The following is a 22,610-nucleotide window of genomic DNA, read 5'->3' on the forward strand; positions in this document are numbered from 1 at the left end:
CCTTCCAGGAGATCAAATTCATCTTGTTGGCGGGTGGAATTGGCGCCCCGACGCAGGCCACATGCATTGTCTTCTGGAGGTGGTTCGGCTGTGGGTGGCAGTGCAATCTTCCGCACTTGAGGTGGCTATCAGGCAGCCGCAGTCGCTTTTGAGAACCTGGTGGTTGACCGCGCAGATGCTTGGGCGACGGCACCTTCTCACTGGTGTCACTGGTCTCCGCCGGCCTTGGGATCGGCTTTGCGCCGGAATGGACGCCGGATCTGCCCAACCGAAACTTCGAGCTTCGCAAGGTGAGGAGCGTAGATTTCAGGATCGGGCTCGATGTCGCCTGGTCGAAGGATGATCCAACGGCTACCCGTGACGACATCATCGATATCGTGCGGTCGCTGGCCAGCGATCCCCCTATCGGGCGGAACGGTCTGCCGGGGGGGTATTCGGTCCCGGCTCTCGCCTTTCAGGCAGTGCTATGCTGAACCTCTTGGCGCGCAACCCCTTTTTACCCGGTCAAGCCGCGCACAAACTGGCGCTGGCAGCGACGCTGCCAACGCCCGGTACGCTCATTTGCCAAGTGACTGGTTCATGAGCTCGGCAGTCCCCTAGATGCACCGAGGGTTCTGATCCAATCAAGGCAACAGACCTTCAATATTTCTTTTTGCGAACGATCTTGTTGCCACGTGGTCCGCTGATGACAGGTGTTCTATCACGGTTTTCAGAAACCAGGCTTCGCCAGCGTTCAACGCGGTCGGCGGCCAAAGTGCCGCTTTTGACGGCTGCCTGAACCGCGCAGCCCGGTTCATGCGCATGGGTACAATCGCGAAAGCGGCAAAGCTGTGCCAGTTCCTTTATGTCGGAAAAAAGCGTGTCGATCCCATCGGTGATATCGCTGACGTACAGTGTTCTTATTCCGGGCGTATCGATGACCCAGCCGCCGCCCGGAATAGGATGTAGCGAGCGCGCGGTCGTGGTGTGACGGCCTTGCGCGTCATGTTCGCGAATAGTCCCGGTTTTCTGCTGTGCGTTCGATTCAAGTCTGGTCAACGTGTTGACCAACGTCGACTTTCCCACTCCCGACGATCCAACCAGAGCGATCGTTTGGCCAGCGCCGCACCAGGAACTCAAAAGGGAGCTTGCATCGGCTGAGCGCCCATTCAGGGCAACGACAGGTAGGTCGCGCTGCAAAGCCTCGGCTTTGGCCTGAAATATGCCAACGTCTTCCGCGGTGTCAGCCTTGGTCAACACGACCACCGGTTTGCTGCCCGCCTGGTTAGCCATGATGAGGTAACGTTCCAGCCGCTCGATATTGAAATCGGCGTTGCACGACGTCACGATCAACAGTGTGTCGATGTTGGCAGCAACAAGTTGTTGGCCACGTCCGACCTCCGGGCGTCGCTTAAACACGGTCTTCCGGTCAAGCCGCCTGACAAGCATGTCGGACCGGGGATCGGCAAGCACCCAGTCGCCCACGGCGAAATCAGCCGTATTGGCATTGGCAGGTAGCTCTAGCCTGATCGATCCCGTGGTGCCCATCGCCTCAATGCGTGCCCGGTGAACCGACGCAACGCGCCTGGGTACGAGGTCTGCTTCGGTCGGCTTTACCTGATCCGCAAAAAAGCCGGACCAACCAAGCAATTCCAACGCTGAGTGGAGACTGGAGTTCGTCAAATTTTGCTTCGCCTTTGATTTTTTGCAGGCTTTTTGCCTAGTTGCGCTGATGATCTCGTTTTGGCAAAGAATTTGCGTAAGCTGCAGCCTCGCCGGAGTAGGGGAAATGGTCCCCTAACTGACTGTCTCCGTCATAGACTTTGAAGGCTGGTCCATCGACTTCGACGATCTTATACCCATTCACGTATTCAAATTTTGGTGTTTTCCAACCCATAAATGCTCTCCAGTTTCGGTTCAGTGTTTCCAAACTCTGAAAATGATGTCCGGCTGTCATACTTCGCAATCTATCGCAATATCACGTGCCCGCACAAAAGACGAACTAGCCAACGCCGGTTCGTATCCCATCAAGGCGAGGGATTGATAGTCGGCTCTGCGGCCGAGCGGACGGGCAACTCAGAGAGACAGATGCCGCATAGCTGGTGTTGAAGGCTGCAGTCCTGAGATTTGATGATACTACGCGGCCAATTGCCCGTGGCGTTCGAGGAGACTCATCATGAGCCCGTTGGCATGGGTAAAATTGGCGCGCTGATCCTGGAGATGGTGTGTCCATTTCTCGCCGTGAAAGAGGTTGTTGCGGAAGCGCCAGACGATGATCAGCGCGGTGAGCAGCCAGTCACGTGGATCGTTGTCGCTGCCATCGAGAACCAACCAGACAACAGCGGGTTTGGTCGTCACGCCGATCCTCGGCAAGCTTTATTCCGGCGAGTAAACGGCCCACGGATGCTATTCGGGCGCGGTCGTCGATGTCCACTTGCCGGACAGGACGAGCGGCGACAGGCTGAGATCGCCGACGACCTGCTCGACCAGTTGGTTCTGCTCCCTCGCGGTGTAGACGACGGCTTCGACTGCGATAATGCCGCCCTCGCTCGCAGAGTGACTTTCAAGTGCCCGGAGACGCAGCTTTCGCGCCTCCATCGCCTGCAGCAGGGCTGAGCGCACGACGGCCTCTTCCTTAGCCAGGCATTTCAGCTCGATCATGTAATAACGCTCGACGGCTTCCTTCTCTGGCGCGTGCCGCTCGATCAGCGCGCCGATGCGGGGCATGGTGAGGTTGATCAGGAGAACAAACGCGCAGGCCTCCGACGCCGCAAGCAAATAGCCATAGCCGGCCAGCACGCCGACGGCACCGGTAGACCAGACCGTCGCCGCTCCGCTCAAACCCCGAACGCTCAGCCCATCACGCATGATAAGGCCGGCCCCGAGAAAGCCGATCCCGGTCACCACCTGCCCGCCCATGCGCACATCCGTGCCGCCGTCAATCAGCATGCCAAGCGAGGTGAAGGCCGCAGCACCCAGCGAAACCAGCGCATGAGTGGTGAGGCCCGTGTACCGCTGTCGCCACTGACGCTCCAGCCCGATCACCATTCCAAGGAAGGCCGCGATGGCGAGATTGGACGTGATCGACAGCTCGTTCAGGAGGGCTGATTCAAAAGACGACATTCACACATCCTGTTCAGCATGCGCGACAGGGAGAGCCTGAAGGGGCTTGAGCGATTGCTGGCGCGGGTCGATTTAACCGGCCTGCCACTGCACTTGCAAGCGGCTTTCATCCGTGAGCCTTAACGCTCGACACCGAGGATGGGGATTGCTCAGCGGGGCAACGGTCGCTCGGTGCTCCTGCATAATTCCTCAAACCGCGATCGATCGATTTTGGGGACGCCCAGGTCAATGGCCAATCCCCCTTGAGGCACCCTTCAGGGGGAGCTGTCACGCGAGTGATAGAGGACATGGCGACTGTCGGACCCGATCCCTGCCTGAGCTGCGGGGGCTGCGTCCCAAATTGTATTTCCAAGTCCAAACAGTTCGATGCTTTGAAACAGTCGCCGATGTCGAGAGGCAGGCTTGCGCTAGAGCGTCGTGCGTTTAATGGTTCCGGCATTCGGCTCTATTGAAGGCAGATAGGCTGAAAGCTTGCCGCTACCTGCCGCTGTCCACCATCGACACAACACGCCCGCGAATATCCAAAGAATGAAACTTACCCATGATTCACCTCCATCTGAAGTGAAACACAAATCGACAACAAACGGACTCCGATGGACGAGTCAGTTTAATCGAACGAGGCTCTAGGCCGAGCCGCGCAGCATGATCTCGGCGCTGAGCAAGATGCGCTCGTCCGCGGGGAAGGCCTGGTCGGCATTTTCCGTTTCGCCGAGCTTGTAGAGCAGAAGCTCGATCGCCAGCCGGCCGATCTCGTTGTAGTTCTGCGCCACCGTCGTCAGCGGTGGACAGGTATAGCGCGACAGCGGGTGGTCGTCGTGGCCGGCGACGCGCAGGTCGCTGTCGGCTTCCCGGCCGACCTTGATGCCCGACTGGAAGGCGGCCGCAATGACACCGAAGGCGACGCGGTCGTTGGCGCACAACACCGTTCTCGTCGGAAAGCCGCCTTCGCTGAGAATGCGTAGCGTTTCGTCATAGCCGAATTTTTCGAAATCCCACGAGGCATTCGGCGCAGTCGGCACGATGGCCGCATCCATCTTCAGCTGCTGCATCGCCTCCTGATAGGCGTGTTGGCGGGCGAGCGCGTTGTTGTTGACCGGCGGCATGCCGAAGTAACAGGGCGGTTCGCCGGAGCGGCAGAGATAGTCGACCATCAGCTTGAAGCTCTGCCGGTTGTCGGTGCCGACGAAGGACGAACTGCCGTCGAGCGGCGAGTCGACATAGACAAGCGGGATGCTCTCGCCGAGCGAGGTGAGCTTCTGGTGATGAGACTGGACGCCGAGCGGGGCGATGATCGCGCCGGCGACGTTCATCGACTTGAAGGTCTCGATGGCGCGCTCTTCCATCTCCGGCTTGCCATCCGAAGACAGCACGAAAGCGAGAAAGCCCGCCTGGTTGGCGATATGCTCGATCCGCCGTGTCAGCGCCATGTAGAATGGGTCGGTGGAGTTGGGAACGATGACGCCAAGAATATTGGTTCGCCGCCGGTTGAGATTGACGGCGAAGATGTTCGGCCGGAAGCCCGATTGCTTGATCGCGGCCTCGATGGCGTCGCGGGTCTTCTTGCGAACCGAAGATGGATCGTTGAAGTATTTGGAGACTGTGGGGCGCGACAAACCGACGAACTCCGAAAAATCCTCCATCGTCTTGATTTGTCTGTCCACGGTCGAAGCGCCCCCATTCTTCTTTTGGGTTTCGTTTATAGATTTATTTCCGAGGGATAGGCAGTGTCGACTGCGAAATATTCACGGAATGAACAGCCGCCTCTATCCTTTGCAGGCAGCGAAGTAATCCTCCAGAACCGTATCGACGGCGGCAATCGCCAGTGCCTTTGCTTGCGGCGCCACCTGGCCGTCTCGCACCCGCTCGTAACTTCCCGAGAGATACTGGCTGATCAGCGTTTCGGGGATGGTGACGCCATCAAGCAGCCGGAGAAGCTCTTCGACCGCCGTCGCGACCTTCGGATGCGGCCAGTAGTAGCGGATGCGGTCGCTGTAGGAGAAATGGCGCTGAAGCCGCAGCGCTTCGGGCGAGCCGTGATAATACTTGCCCCAGTTGGCCGGCTCCTCGCGCATGACCTCCTCGGTGGTTTCAGCAAGGCTCTTCGAGCGCGCATCGGGAAACAGGAACGCGGCGATCTGGTCGAGGCCATAAAGCGCTTCGCGCAGCGCGAAGGTGAGGCCGGGGCCGACCTTGAGGATGGCGAAGCCATCGGACACTAGATCGCGAAGTGCGTCTTGGGTCTGGTAGTCGGTGGAATGCGCCTCGAAGACGAAGCCATCGAGCTTCGTCAGGCTCTGGCTCAACGCGGCGGCCTTCTGGCGGTCGTAGGGAATGACGTTTTCGTTGCCGAATTCGACGCCCGGCTGAACGACGGCGCCCACCACGCGTGAAAAGGCTTCACCGGCGCCGGCTTCGCCGAAGGCCCGGCGATGAATGTCGACGGTTTCGACGGCCGCATTGGGGGCGGTGACTTCGAGCTCGTCCAGTTCCTCCAGCGCGCCGCCGGGGACCGGAACTTCGGTGCCGATGATGTAGACCGGAGCGGTTCCGTCGCGTCCGCGGATCGCATCTTCGGCGGCAGCGGCAAGCCGTGCCGCACGCGTCGCGGTCGTCGCATCGGGAAGGGCGACCGGCTCGCCGGCGCAGCCCATGCTGGTGTCGAGATGCAGCTTGGTGAAGCCGGCCTGAGCATAGGCGCGGATCATCGCTTCGGCCTTCGCCATCGCCTCAACCGCCGGCAGGTTCTTCCACGGGTTAGGACCGAGATGGTCGCCGCCGAGGATGATGTTTTCGATCGGGAATCCGGTCTTTGCGGCGATCTCGCCGACGAAGCCGGTGAAGTCGGCGGGCGTCATGCCTGTGTAGCCGCCCTCCTGGTTGACCTGGTTGCAGGTCGCCTCGATCAGGAGATGCGTGCCTTCCTTCAGCGCCCTGAGCATTGCGGCCTCGATCACCAGCGGATGGGCAGAGCAGATGGAAGGAATGCCGCGCAGGCCCGGACGGTCGCGCCATTGGGCAATGTCGATCAGATAGTTCGACTTCATGGATTTCAGTCCTTTCGCGCGCTGATGAAGGCTTCGAGTTCCGCTCTCGTCGATGCACCTTCCATCGGTCCGGAGATCATCACGGCGCGGGCGCCGGAGGCGTTGGCGAATTCGAGCGCTTCGTGAGGGGCCGCACCGTTCAGCCAGAAGCTGACGAAGGTGGCGCCGAAGCAGTCACCCGCTCCGGTCGGGTCGACCTCCTCGACGGCAAAGCCGGGCAAAGTCAGCGTCGTTTCCGCATCGAAGTAGCTGGCGCCCTCGGCGCCGCGCTTGACGACGACGACCTTGATGCCGGAGCCAAGGAGTTCAGCGATGGCGTCCGCCTCGGTTTTCGCCTCGGTGAACAGGAAGAGTTCGGCGCCGCTCGGCAGGAAGACGTCGGCCTTGGCAAGGACCATCCTCAGTGCTTCGCGCATGCCGGGGCTTTCGAGGATTTCCGCGCGCAGATTGGGGTCGAAGGACACGGTGCCGCCGCCAGCCTTGACGATGTCGATTGCCGCCAGAATGCTTTCGACCACGCTTGGCGCGTAGAGCGACGACCCCATGACATGCATGTGGCTGCAGCTTTGGGCGAGCGCGATTGCCTTGTCATCGAGGCGAATGCTGCCGCAGGCGCTGTCGCGGATGTTGAAGACGAAGGCGCGGCTGCCGTCGTCGCGATAGCGAACGAAGGCGCTGCCGGTGGTAGCGAGCGGATCGACGGTAATGCCGGAGATATCGACGCCGTCTGCCTCGAGCCGCGCCAGGTTAACGTGACCGAAATCGTCGCCGCCGACACGTGAGATGATCGCGCTTGCCTGACTGAGCTTGCCGACCTGGTCGATGAAGATGGCAGGCGCGCCGGACGGGAAGGGGCCGACCAGCGGTGTTGCTTGGCGGAAGCCGTCGCCCTTTTCGGTGGCGATGATCTCGACGAGGATTTCGCCGATCGTCAGTATCTTGTGCATGTGTGTCACTCGTATCGGGTCAGCGCTTTGCCTGCTTGGCACGAACGTCGAGCCAAACCGCGATCAGGATCACCAGGCCCTTGACGATGAGCTGGTAGAAATAGGGGACGGACAGCATGTTCATGCCGTTGTTCATCACGCCGATGATGAGCGCGCCGATCAGCGTGCCGACCATGGTGCCGACACCGCCGGCAAGCGACGTTCCGCCGAGAACGGCAGCGGCGATCGCGTCGAGCTCGTAGCTCATGCCGGCATTGGTCTGGGCGGAGAAGAGCCGCGAGGAGAGAAGAACGCCGCTGATCGCCGCCATCACGCCCGAGATCATGAAGATGATGATCTTCAGGCGATCGACCTTGATGCCCGAGTAGATGGCCGCCTCGCGGTTGCCGCCGGTGAGATAGGCACGGCGCCCGAAGCTGGTCTTGCTGAGCACGATCTGGTTGATGACGAAGAGAACGGCAACGACCCAGATGATGATCGGCAGGCCGAGGACGCTTTCTGTGCCGATCGCCGTCCATGTCGAATTGTCGATCATCGCCGGCGCGCCGTTGGTCGGCAGGCTGACGAGGCCGCGGTAGATGCCCATGGTGGCGACGGTGACGATGAAACTCGGTAGCAGCAGCTTTGCCGTCAACACGCCGTTGAGCATGCCCATCAGAGCGCCGGCCACAATCGTCACGGCGAGCGCCGGGCCGAAACCGAGGCCGAAGGCGAAACATTGCGCCCCGACCATGCCGGCAACCGCGATGATCGAGCCGACCGACAGGTCGATTTCGCCGAGCAGGATCACCCAGGTCATGCCGAAGGCGGCGATTGCGATCACGGCCACCTGCTGCAGGATGTTCATGAAGTTGACGACCGACATGAACCGCGGATTGAGGAAGGAGAAGATGACGCAGAGCATCACCAGCGAGAGAAGGATGCCGCCATATTGCTTCAACGCCCTGACGAAGGCGGCCTGGGCTGCAGTTTGCTGGGTCATGATTGGAAACCTGTTGCGTGCGCCATGATCGTTTCGGGATTGAGGTCGGTGCCGGAAAGGGTCGCGCCGAGCACGCCCTCATGCATGACGACGACGCGGTCGCTCATTCCAAGCACTTCCGGCAGCTCGGAGGAGATCAGCAGGATCGCCGTCCCTTCGGCCGCCAACTGGCGGATGATCTTGTAGATTTCGAATTTCGCGCCGACATCGACGCCGCGGGTTGGCTCGTCGAGGATGAGCACCTTCGGCCGGGTCAGGAGCCATTTGGCGAGCACGATCTTCTGCTGGTTGCCGCCGCTCAGCGCGCCCGTTGGCGTATCGAGCGAGTGGGTCTTGATCGCAAGCCGGCCGACTTCGGCGGCCGCCGCCTTGCGCTCGGCACCACCGCGGGTAAAGCCGAAAGGGCCGGTGAAATCGGGAAGGGCGGCCATGGAGATGTTCCACCCGACGCTGTGTGCCAGCACCAGGCCCTCTTCCTTGCGGTTCTCGGTGACGAAGCCGATGCCGCGGGCAATTGCTTCGGCGGGCGAGCGGAAGCGCGCAGCCTTGCCATCGAGCCGCACGGCGCCGTCGGCATTCTTCATGCCGAACAGCGCATTCATGACTTCCGACCGGCCGGAGCCGACGAGGCCGAAAAAGCCGAGGATTTCGCCTGGGCCGACTTCGAAGGAAATGTCGGCGAATTCGCCCTCGCGCGTCAGGCCTTCGACTGCCAGCACCGGCGCACTCTGCGTCGAGTGATCAAGGGTCGGCGGCGGATAGATCTCCTCCATTCGCCGTCCGACCATCAGCGCGATCAGCGCCTCGATGGTGACGTCGTTGCGATCATGGGTGGAGACATACTCGCCATCGCGGATGACCGTGATGTCGTCGCTGAGCCGCATGATTTCTTCCATGCGGTGGGAAATGTAGATGACGGCGACGCCACGGCTTTTCAGCCGGCCGATGATCTCGAACAGGATCTCGGCTTCGCTGTCGCTGAGCGACGAGGTCGGTTCGTCGAGAATGACGACCTTTGAGTCGTGGCTGAGGCCTTTGGCGATCTCGACCAGTTGCCGCTGAGCAATCGAAAGATTGCCGACCTTCTCTGTCACATCCACAGGCAGGCCGAGCTCGGCGACGATGGCCTTGGCTCTTGCAACAAGCGCCTTGTCGTTGATGAAGCCAAACCGGCGCGGCTCGCGCGTCGCCAAAATGTTTTCCGCCACCGTCAGGTTGTTGCAGAGGCTCAGTTCCTGAAAGACGATCGCAAGGCCGAGGGCCGAGGCCTGCTGCGGGTTGGCGGGGCGATAGGGCTGGTCGTCGAGGAAAATCTCGCCCGAGGTCGCGCTGTGCACGCCGGCAAGGATTTTCATCAGTGTCGATTTGCCCGCGCCGTTTTCGCCGAGCAGCGTGTGCACGCGGCCGCGGCGGACATCGAGCCGCATGCTTTTCAGCGCCGCAACCTGCCCGAAGGATTTCGTGACGTTGCTGATCTTGAGAACGGTGTCCGTGGTCGAACCATGCATGGCGGCCTCCTTGGATCGCGCCGAGAAGCGTTTCCGGCGTCACGGCGCAGACATGCACGCTGTAACACTCTGAATTGCTGCATGTATTTGCGCAGCAAGCCGGAAACGTTCGTCGTATCGGTGCCGCCGCCCATGGGGCGGCGGCCGTCCTTGGGAGGACTTACTTCGCGGTGTAGACGCCAGGCACGATCGGCTGTTCGGCCGGAACCTGTTCGCCGGCGGCGACCTTGACGGCGGTGTCGACCGCCTGCTTGCCCATCTGGTCCGGGAACTGCTGGATCACGCCGACCATGACCGGGTTGGTGTCGACGGCGTCGCGGGCTTCCTTCATGCCGTCGAAACCGATGACCTTGACCTGGGTTTCCAGGCCCGCCGCCTTGACGGCGACGGCAGCGGCGAGCGCTGCGTCATCGCCAAAGCCGAAGATGCCGGTGATGTCGGGGTTCGCCTGCAGCATGTTCTGTGCTGCGGCCAGCGCCTCGGCGCGGGTGATGCCGGTCTGGATGGCGACGATTTCCATGTCGGGATGCTTGGCGATCGCTTCCTTGAAGCCGTTGACGCGGTTCACCACCGACTGGACCGTCGGGTAATCGATGACGGCGACCTTGCCCTTGTTGTCGAGGACCTTTGCCATCAGTTCTCCGGCCTTGACGCCGCCGGTGAAGTTGTCGGTGCCGATATGCGAGGTGACGGTCGCTCCGTTTGCCGGCACGTCGACGGTGATCACCTTGATGCCGGCCTTCTCGGCCTTTTCAATCGCGGCGCGCACGCCCTGGCTATCGACCGGCGAGATGACGATGACGTCGACACCCTTGACGATGAAGTCTTCGACGTCGGCGAGCTGCTTGTTGAGATCCTGGTTGGCGATCGCAACTTCGAGCGCGACGTTCTTTTCCTTGGCTTCGGCTTTCATCGCGTCGGCAAGCTCGATGTAGAACGGGTGCTGCTGGGTCAGAAGCGAGGCGCCGATGCCTTCGGCCGATGCGGCCGATGCAATCAGGGTCAGTGCCGTGCCGGCGACAAGCGCCTTCAGAATACGAGGCATGTTCATGGGTTTCCTCCCTGGAAACGACGTGGGCCTTTGGTCTTGGCGGCCAAGCAGGAGGGCCCTCCCATCACCGTCTTGGCGATGGTGTAAAAACCATAAAACTTTGCGCGCGTCAATTTTTAAAAATACGCGATGGAATTATTAACAGGGTAGCGCGAGAAAATATGCCGCCTCCCGCGTGAGTGGTCGACACCGAGTTCAGTGGTCAGACAGTGGAACTGGAACCGGCCGGAATGGCGCAAACGCTCTCCCGCAGAACGTTCCAAGGCGAGGGGCGTTGCCTGCCGCTGAAAAATGCGGGAACCTTTGGCGGAACCGTGCATCGAATGCTGCGGGAGGCTCGTTCATGGCACGCACTCGAACACACACGCTTGCGATCACGGATCCGGCTGCGGATGTGGAACTGGCACAAAGGGCGCATTCCGGGGACGGGCAGGCGTTCCTGTCGATCATGCAGGCTCACAACCAACGCCTTTATCGTATTGCCAGGGGTGTCGTGCGAAACGACAGTGAGGCGGAAGATGTCGTGCAGGAGGCTTATGTGCGTGCCTATGCGCATCTCGGCAGTTTTCGCGGCGGCTCGTCGCTTGGCACCTGGTTGTCACGCATCGTCATCAACGAGGCGCTTGGCCGGCTGCGGCGAGGGCGCCGCAAGGCCGAGATGCTGGGGTCAATCGGCAGCGGGCAAGACGCGACGATTATCCAGTTCCCCGTGCCGGCGGGCGTCGACGACCCCGAGCGTACGATGGCGCAGCGACAGATCCTGCATCTGGTCGAGAGCGCAACCGACAACCTGCCCGACATCTACAGGACCGTTTTCGTTGCGCGGGTGATCGAGGGATTGAGCATGGAGGAGACGGCCGATCTTCTTGGTTTGCGTCCCGAAACGGTCAAGACCCGGCTGCATCGGGCAAGGCAACTCGTGCGCAGGCAGTTGCATGAACAGATCGGCCCGGTCTTGCTCGACGCATTCCCCTTTGCCGGGCGTCGCTGCGCGCGGCTGACCGCTGCCGTCATGCAGCGCCTCGGCCTTTCCATTTGATCTTCGGGCCTCTGAGCTGCGGGAACCTTTGCGGGCAGGCGACATCCAATGCGTGTCAAATGCAAACAGCTTCCGCGCCCTGCGTGGAATGAGGAGGTTACCATGAACATTCGGCCCATGACTGCGCTCGCCACGCTTTGCCTGCTCGCCCTTGCGCCTCATGCACAGACAGCGGACAAGCCGAGCGATCCGCAGATCGCCCACATCGCCTATACGGCCGGGGTGATCGACGTGGAAAATGCCAAGCTCGCGATCTCGAAGTCCGGCAACAAGGAGGTCGTCTCCTTTGCCGAGGACATGGTCCGCGACCATGAGGCGGTGAATACGCAGGCGCTCGACCTCGTCAAAAAGCTCAAGGTGACGCCTGAAGATAACGATACAAGCAAGGCGCTCTCAAAGGCGGCCGACGGCGAGCGCGCCAAGCTCGCCAAGCTCGACGGCGCCAGTTTCGATAAGGCCTATGTCGACAACGAAGTCGCCTACCACAAGCAGGTGAACGGCGCGCTTACGACCCTGCTCATTCCCTCGGCCAGCAATGCCGAGCTCAAGGCGCTGCTTGAAACCGGCCTGAAGATTTTTCAGGGCCATCAGCAGCATGCCGAACATGTCGCCGCCACGCTGAAGTAGGACGCGGCCATGCGATCCGTCCTTTATCTCATCGCCATTGCCGGGCTCGTGCTCGGCAATGGCGTCGTGGATGCCGAGGCGAAAACAGTCCGCGTGACCATCGAAAAGATGGCGTTCGTTCCGGCGGAAATCGAGGCTCGGGTGGGCGATACGATCGAGTGGGTCAACAAGGACATTCTCGTCCATACCGCGACCGTGAAGGGTGGATGGGATGTCTTGATCCCGGCGAAAGGCACGGCAAGCCTCGCCATGCCGGAGGCAGGGCAGGTGGATTATTATTGCCGCTTTCATCCCAACATGAAGGGCCGCCTGTCGGTGGCAGCGCCATAGGCAATGCCCTGCAAAAAATGCGAAGTCCGCTGGCCGCCCGGAAAAGCGCCAAAACCCTCCGGGGGAAACGCTCTAGCGCCGACGTGCATGGTTCCTTGTGGCTTGCCTTTGTTCGTCTTCGCTCCAGTTTCCTTCTGTAGCGAGAGCAGGTGCGATCATGATCAGAGAGCGCAAGGCGATGTTGGTCCGTGTCAGCGGAAGGGTGCAGGGCGTCAGCTTTCGCATCTGGACCCGCCGGGAAGCCGAACGCCTTGGTGTGACCGGCTGGGTGCGCAACGAGCGCGACGGGTCGGTGGCAGCGATGATCGTCGGTTCCGACGCTGCCCTTGCAAACATGGTCGAACGGCTCTGGATCGGGCCGGCAGCAGCCTCCGTCGTCAGTGTCGAAACCGAGCCGGTGGCCCTGCCCGATCCGGTTCAGGGGTTCCAGATTACTGGCTAGGGTACGTGCGCCGCCCCTTTCGGTTGAAGCGACGCACGCACGAACCAAATCGCGGCTATCCGGCGACATTCGCAAATGGGTTTATAGCTGCCGGATCGCCAGACGCCGTCGGTATTGTTCAAGGCGTCACCAGATTGCTGCCGGCGCAGGTTGCCATCGGCCGTCGTCGTATGGTGCGGGCGAAGTAGCCCGGAAAATCCAGGAAAGACGTGTGAAAACGCCGGGGAAGCATTCTGCTCCCCCGGCATTTCGGTTCTCGGACAGGCCTAGCCTTTGACTGTCAGGACCGGCCTGATGCGGGCAACGCGGCCGACAAGGCCGGTTGCCACCATTGGATCGACAACCTGGTCGATCGGCCGGTAGGCGGCCGGGGCTTCTTCCTTGAGCCGGCCCTGGAGCTCGGCAAGGATGTCCGGCCGGCTGCGGATAGCCGGGCTCGCGGTGTCGACCGGGCCGATGACGCGCAGGCCGCCAAGCGTCGTTGTCGCTCCACGGGCCTCCTGGCGGGACAGCCGTCGCCCGGCGCCATGGGCCGAGGACTCCATGCCGTCAGCTTCGCCCAGCCCGCGCAACAACCAGGTGCCGTCGCCCATCGATCCCGGCAGGATCACCGGTTCTCCTGTCCACTCGTAGGGTGAACCCTTGAGCGTGCCCGGACCGCGAGCCGGGCAGGCGCCCTTGCGGTGTCGAACGGTGTTGCCGGTCTGCCACACGGTGTTGTGCGGCGCGTCGTAGACCAGCCGGTGTGCAACCGGCCGGCCGATCGTTCGCGTGAGCGCTTCCACCGCCGCCAGGCCAATCAGGAAGCGATTGACGAAGGCGGCATTCGCAGCATTGGCATGGCCGTTCATGTATCGCCGATAGTGGTCGGCGTGACGGGCCTCGGAAACGATCCGGTCGTCAACCGCCGCCGCACCGTTTTGACGCGCCCGCTCTCTCGCCGCCGTCCCGACCCGCTGGCCGAAGTCGAGCGAGCCGGAATGCACGACGATCACAACGCTTTCCGGCTTCAGCCCGGCGATGCGGGCAAACCCGCCATCGAGGATGCGCTCGACCACGCCGAATTCGACGAAGTGATTGCCGCCCCCGATGGTGCCGAGAATGGCGTCATGCCGATGCCGGTCATCGAGGGCTGCATAGTCGTCGAAGTCAGGGTCGATGGCATCCGAACGGAAACAGCCATCGTCCGATGTGTGCGCGACATCGGCCCAGGCTGCTTCCAAATCGAGCCGCGCGAGCAGCCCCTGGCGCTTGCCCGACAGGCTTTCGAGCAGACCCGGCACGCCGTCCCTGAGGGCTGCGTGACGATCCCTGCCGGTCAGGGCAATGTCGCGCCCGCCCTGGAAGAATACATGCCGCAGGTGTTTCTCCAGATCCGGCGCGAGATCGTCCTCGCGGATATCGTCGAGCACGATCATGCGCATGCCGCAGCCGATATCGTTGCCGATCAGGTGCGGAATGACGGCATTCTCGATGTCAGCGACAAGTCCGACCGGAACGGGTTTTCCCGGGTGGAAGTCTGGAGTGGTGATGATGCGTCCGGCCACGGCACCATGGCTCGCCAGCCCCTCCGGGGTTGGAAGGGCCGAGGCGAGGTCACCGAGTGCGCGCGCGCGTTGGTGTTCAGGTTCGTCGATCGCGACGACGGACCTGATTGCATGCCCGGAAACGATATCGTTCCGGACGAAGGGGTTATGTCGGGTGGACATTTTGATTTCTCCGTTGCCTTGGGTTCAGCAGCCGCGGCAATACGGATTGGCGCGCTCTCTAGTCGAAGGCGGGCCGGCAGTCAATGGTGCGGCCGGCATGGCGCCGGCAGCACATCATCAGGGGAGCAAAGCCCTCGCCCGCTCTAGAAATCCCAGTCTTCGTCTTCGGTCGCCACCGCCTTGCCGATGACATAGGACGAGCCGGAGCCGGAGAAGAAGTCGTGGTTCTCGTCGGCGTTCGGCGACAGCGCCGAGAGGATCGCCGGATTGACCTTGCAGGCGTCAGCCGGGAACAGCGCCTCATAGCCGAGGTTCATCAACGCCTTATTGGCGTTGTAGTGCAGGAACTTCTTCACGTCCTCGGTGAGCCCGACGCTGTCGTAAAGCGACTCCGTGTATTTTGCCTCGTTGTCGTAGAGTTCGAGCAGCAGGTCGAAGGCGAAATCCTTGATCTCCTGCCGGCGCTCTTCGCTCAACCGCTCCAGCCCTTTCTGGAATTTGTAGCCGATGTAATAGCCGTGCACCGCTTCGTCGCGGATGATCAGGCGGATCATGTCGGCGGTGTTGGTCAGCTTGGCGCGGCTCGACCAGTACATCGGCAGGTAGAAGCCGGAGTAAAACAGGAAGCTCTCGAGGAAAACGCTGGCGATCTTGCGCTTCAGCGGATCGGCAGTGCGGTAGTGCTCGAGAATGAGCGCCGATTTCTTCAGCAGATGTTCGTTCTCTTCCGACCAGCGATAGGCATCGTCGACATCAGGCGTCGAGCAAAGCGTCGAGAAGATCGAGGAATAGGAGCGGGCGTGCACCGCCTCCATGAACGAGATGTTGGAATAGACGGCTTCCTCGTGCGGCGTGATCGAATCCGCCATCAGGGTCGGCGCACCGATGCTCGTCTGGATCGTGTCGAGCAGCGTCAGGCCAGTGAACACGCGGATCGTCAATTGCTGCTCTTCCGGGCGAAGGGCTGCCCAGGATGGAATGTCGTTCGACAGCGGCACCTTTTCCGGCAGCCAGAAATTGCCGGTGAGGCGGTTCCAGACTTCGAGGTCCTTGTCGTCCTCGATACGGTTCCAGTTGATGGCGCGCACGGCTTGCGGGCCCTTGGGCGCCTTGGTCTTCACTTGGATGTTCATCGTGTTCCCCGGGGTATCAAAGAGCGCAGGAGACGCAGCCCTGCACTTCCGTGCCGGACAGGGCCATCTGGCGAAGGCGGATGTAGTAGATGGTCTTGATGCCCTTCTTCCAGGCATGGATCTGCGCCCGGTTGATGTCGCGGGTCGTCGCCGTGTCCTTGAAGAACAGGGTCAATGACAGGCCCTGGTCGACATGCTGGGTCGCTGCCGCATAGGTGTCGATGATCTTCTCCGGGCCGATTTCGTAGGCGTCCTGGTAGTAGTCGAGATTATCGTTGGTCATGAAGGCGGCCGGGTAGTAGACGCGGCCGATCTTGCCTTCCTTGCGGATCTCGATCTTCGAGACGATCGGGTGGATCGAGGAGGTCGAGTGGTTGATGTAGGAGATCGATCCGGTCGGCGGCACTGCCTGCAGGTTCTGGTTATAGAGGCCTGAGGTCATCACGGCCTTCTTGAGTTCCAGCCAATCTTCCTGCGTCGGAATATCGATGCCCGCGGTTTCGAACAGTTCCCGCACCCGCTCCGTCGCCGGCTTCCATTCCTGTTCGGTGTATTTGTCGAAATACTCGCCTGAGGCGTATTTCGAGTTCTCGAAGCCCTTGAAGCTCGTGCCGCGTTCGACCGCAATGCGGTTTGAGGCGCGGATGGCGTGGTAAGTCACGGTGTAGAAGTAGATGTTGGTGAAATCGATGCCTTCATCCGAGCCGTAATAGACGCGTTCGCGGGCGAGATAACCGTGCAGGTTCATCTGGCCGAGACCGATCGCATGGCTGTCGTCGTTGCCTTTCTCGACGGAGGGCACCGAAGAGATGTGGCTCATGTCCGACACCGCCGTCAGTGCCCGGATCGAAGTCTCGATCGTCTTGCCGAAATCCGTGCTGTCCATCGCGGCTGCGATGTTCAGCGAGCCGAGGTTGCAGGAAATGTCCTTGCCCATGTGCTTGTAGGACAGGTCGTCGTTGTATTCGCTGGCTTCGCTGACCTGCAGAATTTCCGAGCACAGGTTGCTCATGGTGATGCGGCCGGCGATCGGGTTGGCGCGGTTCACCGTGTCTTCGAACATGATGTAGGGGTAGCCGCTTTCGAACTGGATTTCCGCCAGAACCTGGAAGAACTCGCGCGCCTTGATCTTCTTCTTGCGGATCCGGCTGTCGGCGACCATTTCCCGGTATTTTTCCGTGACCGAGATATCGGTGAAGGCAACGCCGTAGACGCGCTCCACGTCATAGGGCGAGAACAGGTACATGTCCTCGTTGTTCTTGGCGAGTTCGAAGGTGATGTCTGGAACGACGACCCCGAGCGACAGCGTCTTGATGCGGATCTTCTCGTCGGCGTTTTCGCGCTTGGTGTCGAGGAAGCGCATGATATCCGGGTGGTGGGCGTTGAGGTAGACCGCACCTGCGCCCTGGCGGGCTCCGAGCTGGTTGGCATAGGAGAATGAATCCTCCAGCAGCTTCATCACGGGAATAATGCCCGAGGACTGGTTTTCGATCTGCTTGATCGGCGCACCGGCCTCGCGGATGTTGGTGAGCGAGAGCGCAACGCCGCCGCCGCGTTTCGACAGCTGCAGCGCAGAATTGATGCCGCGCGCGATGCTCTCCATGTTGTCCTCGACCCTGAGCAGAAAGCAGGAGACGAGCTCGCCGCGCTGCTTTTTGCCGGCGTTGAGGAAGGTTGGCGTCGCCGGCTGGAAACGGCCGGAGATGATCTCGTCGACCATGCCGCGCGCCAGCGTCTCGTCGCCGCGCGCCAGCGTCAGCGCCACCATGCAGACGCGATCCTCGTAGCGCTCGAGGTAGCGCTTTCCGTCGAAGGTCTTCAGCGTGTAGCTGGTGTAATACTTGAACGCTCCGAGGAAGGTCGGGAAGCGGAACTTCTTGTCATAGGCGTGGTCGAACAGATCGCGCACGAAATTGAACGAATACTGGTCGAGAACCTCCTGCTCGTAATAGCCCTCGGTCACCAGGTAATCGAGCTTTTCGCGCAGGTTATGGAAGAACACGGTGTTCTGGTTGACGTGCTGCAGGAAGTACTGCTTGGCCGCCAGCCGGTCCTTGTCGAGCTGGATCCGGCCGTCCTCGTCATAGAGGTTCAGCATCGCGTTCAGCGCGTGGTAATCGAGCGCCGCTTCCGTCGCCTTCAAAGGGCGTTCGAGTGTTGAGACGTCCAAAATCGTTCCATCCCGTTTTTGACATTGGCGACGTCCTCGTCGGTGCCCAGAAGCTCGAACCGGTAGAGATAGGGCACCTGGCACTTGGCCGAGATCACGTCGCCGGCGATCCCGTAGGTCGCGCCGAAATTGCTGTTGCCCGCGGCAATCACGCCGCGGATGTGGGAGCGGTTGTCCGCATCGTTCAGGAAGCGGATCACCTGTTTGGGCACGGCGCCTCGGCCGTCGTCGCCGCAATAGGTCGGCACGACCAGCACATAGGGTTCCTTGATCTCAAGCGGCCCGTCGGCCGGACTGACGGGAATGCGGACGGCACGCAGGCCGAGCTTGCCCACGAAGCGATGGGTGTTTTCCGAGCGGGTGGAAAAATAGACGATCAGGCCCATCGCGCCGCACCTCTCTTTAGGAGAGGGCGCTGATCTTGTCGGGGCGGAAGCCTGCCCAATGTTCCGGACCGGCAACGACGACGGGAAGCTGCATGTAGCCGAGGCCCTTGACCGTCTGCAGCGCGTCCTCGTCGATCGAGATGTCGATCACCTCGTAGTTGACGCCCTTGCGGTCGAGCGCGCGGTAGGTGGCGGTGCATTGGACGCAGGCGGGCTTGCTATAGACGGTGACGTTCATTTCTTCCTCGTTGGGTCGGCTGGATCTGGGCATGAAAAGGCATGCGGGCGCGCGAACACGCTCCGGCGAAAGGGCAGGGCTGGCAGGATGACGGCTTGCTCTGGCCGAAACGACCGAGCGCACCTCTTCATCAGATGCGCGGGTTCCCGCGCCTCTTCATTGGCGAGTAGTAGGAATTCGATGACGCGGACATGACTTCACCCCGAAGTTGAAGACGGCGCTTCCGGGGAGACGTCGAGACGAACAGGCAGGTTTCATCCTGCCGCAAGCACACCTCTGACCTCTCCGGACACCCCGCCCGTGGACGTTTATCGATCGAGGCAGGTCTCCTGGCTCACGGGTCGGTGCTTCTGCCCGGACCTTCCCGAAGCCTCATGCTTCAGTGGCCGAATGCTGGACAGTTGCTCGCCGTTTACAGTTGCGGGGGCAGCCACGGCTTAGCCAGGCGAAATCGCCACAGCGCACCGTATTCCCATCTTCGCTCCCAATCCTTGCGAATCGGAAGAACCTCGAACACTAGATATAGTATATGGTCGGGAAATCGCGTCAATAGGTTCGATGGTGCCGATGCCCGCGGGAACGGACAATATTTTCCCGGGTGTGGATAACGGGGAGTAAATGCGCGGTTCCAACAAAGCCTGTGGATGAAGAGCCGTCGTTGACGGCTCCCCGCGTCGAACGCGTCAGGCCGCGAAGACTTGCACCGGGCGGTTGTCGCGGTCGACGGCCACCATGATGAAGACGCCGCGGGCCGTCAGCGTCCGTTTTGTGCCCACCAGATCTTCCGACCACAACTCGACCTCGACCGTTGTCGAGCTCCGCCCGGTTTTCGCGATCCGGGCAACGAGCTCGATGATCGAGCCGACCGTAATGCGGTGCTTGAAATCGATGCGCTGGCAGGAAGCGAGCACCGTCGTCTTGCGGCTTGCCCGCGTCGCTGCGACGAAGGCGGCCTTGGTCATATGCGCCAGCGCGTCGCCGCCGAACATGGCGCCGGAGCTGTTGGCCTGATCGGGGAAGACGATATCGACCATACGCAGGGCATCGCCTTCTGTCTGCTCGCTCGCGGCGCCGTCGAGCGGGGGCAGCGACCATCCGGCGTCCTTGACTTCCGGCATCGCCACCATGGTGAACTGGCCGCGGGTGCACAGATCGTTGGTGCCGGCCGTCAGGTCCTCGGCGATCATGTCGACTTCGACCAACATCGACCTCCGCCCCACCTTCATCGGGCGACCGGTGAAGCTGACGATGTGGCCGATGCGGGCGGGCGCGCGGAAATCGACGCGGTCGCAGGAGGCGGTGACGAAGGGAACGCGGCCATGGCGGCTGGCGACGATGAAGGCGATCCGGTCCATCAGCGCCAGGCCCGCGCCGCCGAAGAGCGTGCCGTGATGATTGGTGTCGCCGGGAAAGACGATGTCGATCAAGGTGGCAGGCGCCGGGGTTTCCCCCGGCGCCATTTCGATGTTGCTGTCGCCCGTCATGCGCTTGCGGCCTCCCGCCGGCCGGCAGCAAAGGATTGCCGCAGCGCCTGCGCCGCCTCAACCATGTTGACGAGGGCCGGGCGCACTTCCTCCCACTGCCTCGTTTTCAGGCCGCAATCCGGGTTGACCCAGATCTGCGACGGCGTCAGCCCGTCAGTTGCCTTTTCGATCAGATGCACCATCTCGTCGACCGTGGGCACCCGCGGCGAGTGGATGTCGTAGACGCCCGGGCCGATCTCGTTCGGGTAAGACTGATCGGTAAAGGCGCCGAGCAGTTCCATCTTCGAGCGCGAGGTTTCGATGGAGATGACGTCGGCATCCATCGCCGCGATTGCCGCCATGATGTCGTTGAACTCCGAGTAGCACATGTGGGTGTGGATCTGGGTTTCATCACCGACACAGGAGGCGCTGATGCGGAAGCATTCGACCGCCCAGTCGAGATAGGCCTTTCGATCGGCCTGTCTCAGTGGAAGGCCCTCGCGCAGCGCCGGTTCGTCGATCTGGATCACGGCGATACCGGCCGCTTCCAGGTCCGTCACCTCATCGCGCAGCGCCAGCGCGATCTGCCGGCACACGATCGACCGGGGCAGGTCGTCGCGCACGAACGACCATTGCAGCATCGTCACCGGTCCGGTGAGCATGCCCTTCATCGGCCTTGACGTCAGCGACTGCGCATAGGTTGCCCAATCCACCGTCATCGGGTTCGGCCGCGAGACATCGCCGAAGATGATCGGTGGGCGCACATAACGCGAACCGTAGCTCTGCACCCAGCCGCTCTGCGTGAAGGCATAGCCGGAAAGCTGTTCGCCGAAGTACTGCACCATGTCGTTACGCTCGAACTCGCCATGCACCAGCACCTCAATGCCGATTTCCTCCTGCCAGCGCACGGCCTTCTCCGTCTCCTGGCGCAGGTAAGCAAGGTAGTCGACATAGCTGAGTTCGCCCTTGGCATGCAGCGATCGCGCCTGGCGCACCTCCGGCGTCTGCGGGAAGGAGCCGATGGTCGTTGTCGGGAAGAGCGGCAGGGCCAGCCTGTCTTCCTGCAGCCGACGGCGCGTCGCAAAGCCCGACTGGCGACGGCTGTCGGCTGCCGTCAGGTTCTTCAGGCGTCCGGCGACCAGCGGGTCATGGACCTTCAGCGAGGTGAGCCGCGCTTCGGCGGCCGCGATCGATTTTGCAAAGACCTGTTCGGGATTGGCCAGGCCAGGCTCGAAGGCGCGGGCAAGCAGGCTGAGTTCGTCCAGTTTCTGCAGGGCGAAGGCAAGCCAGGAGACGAGCTCCGGATCGAGCGCCCGTTCGAGTTCGAGGTCGATAGGCACATGCAGCAGCGAGCACGACGGCGCAAGCTCGATGTGGTCGCGGCCATGCGCCTCGACCAGCGGCTGCAGCCGGCGGAAGAGACCGGCAAGATCCGTCCGCCACACATTGCGGCCATCGACGACCCCGAGCGACAGAACCAGCTGTGCTGGCGCCGTCTCGATGAGGGCGTCCAGCTGTTGCGGCGCCCGCACGAGATCGAGATGCAGCCCGGCGACCGGCAGCGAAAGCGCTATCGGCAGGTTGTCTCCGATCGCGCCGAAATAGGTCGCAAGCATGAGCTTCAGCTGCGGGACTTCCGAAGCGAATGTCCTGTAGGTCAGCGCAAGTGCCCGGCGTTCCCGCTCATTCAGATCGAGTACCAGGCAGGGTTCGTCGATCTGCACCCATTCGACGTCGGCGTTGGCAAGTTCGCTGAGAAGTTTCACATAGACGGGCAACAGCCGTTCGATCAGCTCGATCGGCTCGAACCCGCCGGCAAGCGCCTTGCCGAGCTTCAGGAAGGTCACGGGGCCGAGCACGACAGGACGGGTGACATGTCCGAGCGCCTTGGCTTCGAGGAAGGCGTCAAGCGGCGTGTTGCGCGTCAACTCGAAGCGCTGGTCCTTCGTAAACTCGGGGACCATGTAGTGGTAATTGGTGTCGAACCACTTGGTCATCTCCTGCGCCTGCTTGCCGCTATCGGCCCCGCCATGGGTGCAGCCGGAAGCGCAGGCCGATGTCGTCGAGCCACGTGCCATGGCGAAGTAAGTGTCGAGATCGACCGGGCCGCCTTTCCAGCCATAGGCAGGCGGCACCGCGCCAACGAGCACGGATGTGTCGAGAACCTGGTCGTAAAGCGAGAAGTCGTTCGATGGAATGATCTGGATTCCCCGCGCCTTTTGCGCGGCCCAGTTTTCCGCCCGAAGCCGCGCTGCGACGTCAAGCAGATCCTGCCTGTCGATCTTTCCGGCCCAGTAGCGCTCCAGCGCGAACTTCAGTTCACGGTGGCTGCCGATACGTGGAAAGCCGAGATTGGCTGTCTTGATGGTCATTTCCTTACCCCGAGGTTGTGGGCAAGGCTTTGAACGCGACGCATCCACGACCGAGGCGGGCTCGTTC

The 22,610-nt window shown here is 61.7% G+C and carries 20 protein-coding genes, 1 pseudogene and 1 riboswitch; of the genes and pseudogenes, 5 read left to right on the plus strand and 16 right to left on the minus strand.

The genetic code is table 11. The annotated features are described in order from the left end of the window. Window positions 1–185: 185 nt before the first annotated feature. Window positions 186–473: pseudogene (locus AC07UR_RS07100) on the plus strand (LysR substrate-binding domain-containing protein); the annotation flags it as partial. A gap of 166 nt (window positions 474–639) precedes the next feature. Here AC07UR_RS07100 and rsgA read toward each other — a convergent pair. From rsgA to AC07UR_RS07145, 9 genes are all read right to left on the minus strand, one after another. Next, on the minus strand, window positions 640–1,662 hold the full coding sequence (gene rsgA / locus AC07UR_RS07105) for a ribosome small subunit-dependent GTPase A (RefSeq protein ID WP_173421612.1): 1,023 nt from the start codon (window positions 1,660–1,662) through the stop codon (window positions 640–642). Window positions 1,663–2,115: 453 nt separating this feature from the next. Then, the gene (locus AC07UR_RS07110; protein WP_209789749.1) at window positions 2,116–2,337 is read right to left on the minus strand and encodes a hypothetical protein; all 222 of its coding nucleotides are present in this window, start codon (window positions 2,335–2,337) and stop codon (window positions 2,116–2,118) included. Between the two features lie 48 nt (window positions 2,338–2,385). Continuing rightward, on the minus strand, window positions 2,386–3,102 hold the full coding sequence (locus AC07UR_RS07115) for an MgtC/SapB family protein (RefSeq protein ID WP_234941683.1): 717 nt from the start codon (window positions 3,100–3,102) through the stop codon (window positions 2,386–2,388). 623 nt (window positions 3,103–3,725) lie between these two features. Beyond that, complete coding sequence (locus AC07UR_RS07120) at window positions 3,726–4,742, minus strand: LacI family DNA-binding transcriptional regulator (RefSeq protein ID WP_209789730.1); 1,017 nt, start codon at window positions 4,740–4,742, stop codon at window positions 3,726–3,728. 123 nt (window positions 4,743–4,865) lie between these two features. Further along, the gene (locus tag AC07UR_RS07125) at window positions 4,866–6,146 is read right to left on the minus strand and encodes a D-tagatose-bisphosphate aldolase, class II, non-catalytic subunit (protein ID WP_209789450.1); all 1,281 of its coding nucleotides are present in this window, start codon (window positions 6,144–6,146) and stop codon (window positions 4,866–4,868) included. A 5-nt stretch (window positions 6,147–6,151) separates the two neighbouring features. Then, the gene (locus tag AC07UR_RS07130) at window positions 6,152–7,093 is read right to left on the minus strand and encodes a tagatose kinase (RefSeq protein ID WP_209789451.1); all 942 of its coding nucleotides are present in this window, start codon (window positions 7,091–7,093) and stop codon (window positions 6,152–6,154) included. Window positions 7,094–7,112: 19 nt separating this feature from the next. Then, window positions 7,113–8,075: an ABC transporter permease gene (locus tag AC07UR_RS07135; RefSeq protein ID WP_209789452.1), complete on the minus strand. Its 963-nt coding sequence runs from the start codon at window positions 8,073–8,075 to the stop codon at window positions 7,113–7,115. Beyond that, window positions 8,072–9,583 carry a sugar ABC transporter ATP-binding protein gene (locus AC07UR_RS07140; protein WP_209789453.1) on the minus strand — a complete coding sequence of 504 codons (1,512 nt, stop codon included), beginning with the start codon at window positions 9,581–9,583 and terminating at the stop codon, window positions 8,072–8,074. Before AC07UR_RS07140 ends, AC07UR_RS07135 begins: the two co-directional genes overlap by 4 nt. A gap of 160 nt (window positions 9,584–9,743) precedes the next feature. Continuing rightward, window positions 9,744–10,634, minus strand: coding sequence for a substrate-binding domain-containing protein (locus tag AC07UR_RS07145; RefSeq protein ID WP_173421675.1), 891 nt, complete (start codon window positions 10,632–10,634; stop codon window positions 9,744–9,746). A gap of 343 nt (window positions 10,635–10,977) precedes the next feature. On the opposite strand from AC07UR_RS07145, the gene AC07UR_RS07150 reads away from it, so the two are divergent. The 4 genes from AC07UR_RS07150 (at window position 10,978) to AC07UR_RS07165 (ending at window position 13,072) form a co-directional block, all read left to right on the plus strand. Beyond that, complete coding sequence (locus AC07UR_RS07150; RefSeq protein WP_209789454.1) at window positions 10,978–11,673, plus strand: RNA polymerase sigma factor; 696 nt, start codon at window positions 10,978–10,980, stop codon at window positions 11,671–11,673. Window positions 11,674–11,775: 102 nt separating this feature from the next. Then, window positions 11,776–12,300 carry a DUF4142 domain-containing protein gene (locus tag AC07UR_RS07155; protein WP_209789455.1) on the plus strand — a complete coding sequence of 175 codons (525 nt, stop codon included), beginning with the start codon at window positions 11,776–11,778 and terminating at the stop codon, window positions 12,298–12,300. Between the two features lie 9 nt (window positions 12,301–12,309). Continuing rightward, window positions 12,310–12,630 (plus strand): cupredoxin domain-containing protein, encoded by a 321-nt coding sequence (locus AC07UR_RS07160; protein ID WP_209789456.1) that lies wholly within the window; start codon window positions 12,310–12,312, stop codon window positions 12,628–12,630. A gap of 157 nt (window positions 12,631–12,787) precedes the next feature. Next, the gene (locus AC07UR_RS07165) at window positions 12,788–13,072 is read left to right on the plus strand and encodes an acylphosphatase (RefSeq protein WP_173421679.1); all 285 of its coding nucleotides are present in this window, start codon (window positions 12,788–12,790) and stop codon (window positions 13,070–13,072) included. Window positions 13,073–13,338: 266 nt separating this feature from the next. Here AC07UR_RS07165 and AC07UR_RS07170 read toward each other — a convergent pair whose 3' ends face one another. From AC07UR_RS07170 to metE, 7 genes are all read right to left on the minus strand, one after another. Then, window positions 13,339–14,781, minus strand: a complete 1,443-nt coding sequence (locus tag AC07UR_RS07170; protein ID WP_209789457.1) for an RtcB family protein — start codon at window positions 14,779–14,781, stop codon at window positions 13,339–13,341. A 143-nt stretch (window positions 14,782–14,924) separates the two neighbouring features. Then, window positions 14,925–15,914, minus strand: coding sequence for a class 1b ribonucleoside-diphosphate reductase subunit beta (gene nrdF, locus AC07UR_RS07175; protein WP_209789458.1), 990 nt, complete (start codon window positions 15,912–15,914; stop codon window positions 14,925–14,927). 16 nt (window positions 15,915–15,930) lie between these two features. After that, window positions 15,931–18,084 (minus strand): class 1b ribonucleoside-diphosphate reductase subunit alpha, encoded by a 2,154-nt coding sequence (gene nrdE / locus AC07UR_RS07180; RefSeq protein ID WP_268833708.1) that lies wholly within the window; start codon window positions 18,082–18,084, stop codon window positions 15,931–15,933. Further along, on the minus strand, window positions 18,054–18,470 hold the full coding sequence (gene nrdI / locus AC07UR_RS07185) for a class Ib ribonucleoside-diphosphate reductase assembly flavoprotein NrdI (RefSeq protein ID WP_209789459.1): 417 nt from the start codon (window positions 18,468–18,470) through the stop codon (window positions 18,054–18,056). Before nrdI ends, nrdE begins: the two co-directional genes overlap by 31 nt. Window positions 18,471–18,486: 16 nt before the next feature. Then, window positions 18,487–18,708 (minus strand): glutaredoxin-like protein NrdH, encoded by a 222-nt coding sequence (gene nrdH, locus AC07UR_RS07190; RefSeq protein ID WP_077501226.1) that lies wholly within the window; start codon window positions 18,706–18,708, stop codon window positions 18,487–18,489. A gap of 302 nt (window positions 18,709–19,010) precedes the next feature. After that, a riboswitch (cobalamin riboswitch) is annotated at window positions 19,011–19,235 on the minus strand. A 156-nt stretch (window positions 19,236–19,391) separates the two neighbouring features. Further along, a complete protein-coding gene (locus tag AC07UR_RS07195) occupies window positions 19,392–20,192 on the minus strand; it encodes an acyl-CoA thioesterase (RefSeq protein ID WP_209789460.1) in 801 nt (266 codons plus the stop codon). Beyond that, window positions 20,189–22,543, minus strand: coding sequence for a 5-methyltetrahydropteroyltriglutamate--homocysteine S-methyltransferase (gene metE, locus AC07UR_RS07200; protein ID WP_209789461.1), 2,355 nt, complete (start codon window positions 22,541–22,543; stop codon window positions 20,189–20,191). The genes AC07UR_RS07195 and metE overlap by 4 nt, the downstream gene beginning before the upstream one ends. Window positions 22,544–22,610 lie beyond the last annotated feature (67 nt).

Source organism: Ensifer sp. GW821-FHT05G01 (genome assembly GCF_059419585.1).

What these genes read in the sequence shown, in the direction of transcription:
- AC07UR_RS07165 (WP_173421679.1), top strand. Translation starts at nt 12,788, where the DNA reads ATGATCAGAGAGCGCAAGGCGATGTTGGTCCGTGTCAGCGGAAGGGTG.
- AC07UR_RS07120 (WP_209789730.1), bottom strand. Translation starts at nt 4,742, where the DNA reads ATGGAGGATTTTTCGGAGTTCGTCGGTTTGTCGCGCCCCACAGTCTCC.
- AC07UR_RS07195 (WP_209789460.1), bottom strand. Translation starts at nt 20,192, where the DNA reads ATGACGGGCGACAGCAACATCGAAATGGCGCCGGGGGAAACCCCGGCG.
- AC07UR_RS07145 (WP_173421675.1), bottom strand. Translation starts at nt 10,634, where the DNA reads ATGAACATGCCTCGTATTCTGAAGGCGCTTGTCGCCGGCACGGCACTG.
- AC07UR_RS07125 (WP_209789450.1), bottom strand. Translation starts at nt 6,146, where the DNA reads ATGAAGTCGAACTATCTGATCGACATTGCCCAATGGCGCGACCGTCCG.
- nrdF (WP_209789458.1), bottom strand. Translation starts at nt 15,914, where the DNA reads ATGAACATCCAAGTGAAGACCAAGGCGCCCAAGGGCCCGCAAGCCGTG.
- AC07UR_RS07150 (WP_209789454.1), top strand. Translation starts at nt 10,978, where the DNA reads ATGGCACGCACTCGAACACACACGCTTGCGATCACGGATCCGGCTGCG.
- AC07UR_RS07155 (WP_209789455.1), top strand. Translation starts at nt 11,776, where the DNA reads ATGAACATTCGGCCCATGACTGCGCTCGCCACGCTTTGCCTGCTCGCC.
- nrdI (WP_209789459.1), bottom strand. Translation starts at nt 18,470, where the DNA reads ATGGGCCTGATCGTCTATTTTTCCACCCGCTCGGAAAACACCCATCGC.
- AC07UR_RS07170 (WP_209789457.1), bottom strand. Translation starts at nt 14,781, where the DNA reads ATGTCCACCCGACATAACCCCTTCGTCCGGAACGATATCGTTTCCGGG.
- AC07UR_RS07160 (WP_209789456.1), top strand. Translation starts at nt 12,310, where the DNA reads ATGCGATCCGTCCTTTATCTCATCGCCATTGCCGGGCTCGTGCTCGGC.
- AC07UR_RS07135 (WP_209789452.1), bottom strand. Translation starts at nt 8,075, where the DNA reads ATGACCCAGCAAACTGCAGCCCAGGCCGCCTTCGTCAGGGCGTTGAAG.
- AC07UR_RS07140 (WP_209789453.1), bottom strand. Translation starts at nt 9,583, where the DNA reads ATGCATGGTTCGACCACGGACACCGTTCTCAAGATCAGCAACGTCACG.
- nrdH (WP_077501226.1), bottom strand. Translation starts at nt 18,708, where the DNA reads ATGAACGTCACCGTCTATAGCAAGCCCGCCTGCGTCCAATGCACCGCC.
- metE (WP_209789461.1), bottom strand. Translation starts at nt 22,543, where the DNA reads ATGACCATCAAGACAGCCAATCTCGGCTTTCCACGTATCGGCAGCCAC.
- AC07UR_RS07115 (WP_234941683.1), bottom strand. Translation starts at nt 3,102, where the DNA reads ATGTCGTCTTTTGAATCAGCCCTCCTGAACGAGCTGTCGATCACGTCC.
- AC07UR_RS07130 (WP_209789451.1), bottom strand. Translation starts at nt 7,093, where the DNA reads ATGCACAAGATACTGACGATCGGCGAAATCCTCGTCGAGATCATCGCC.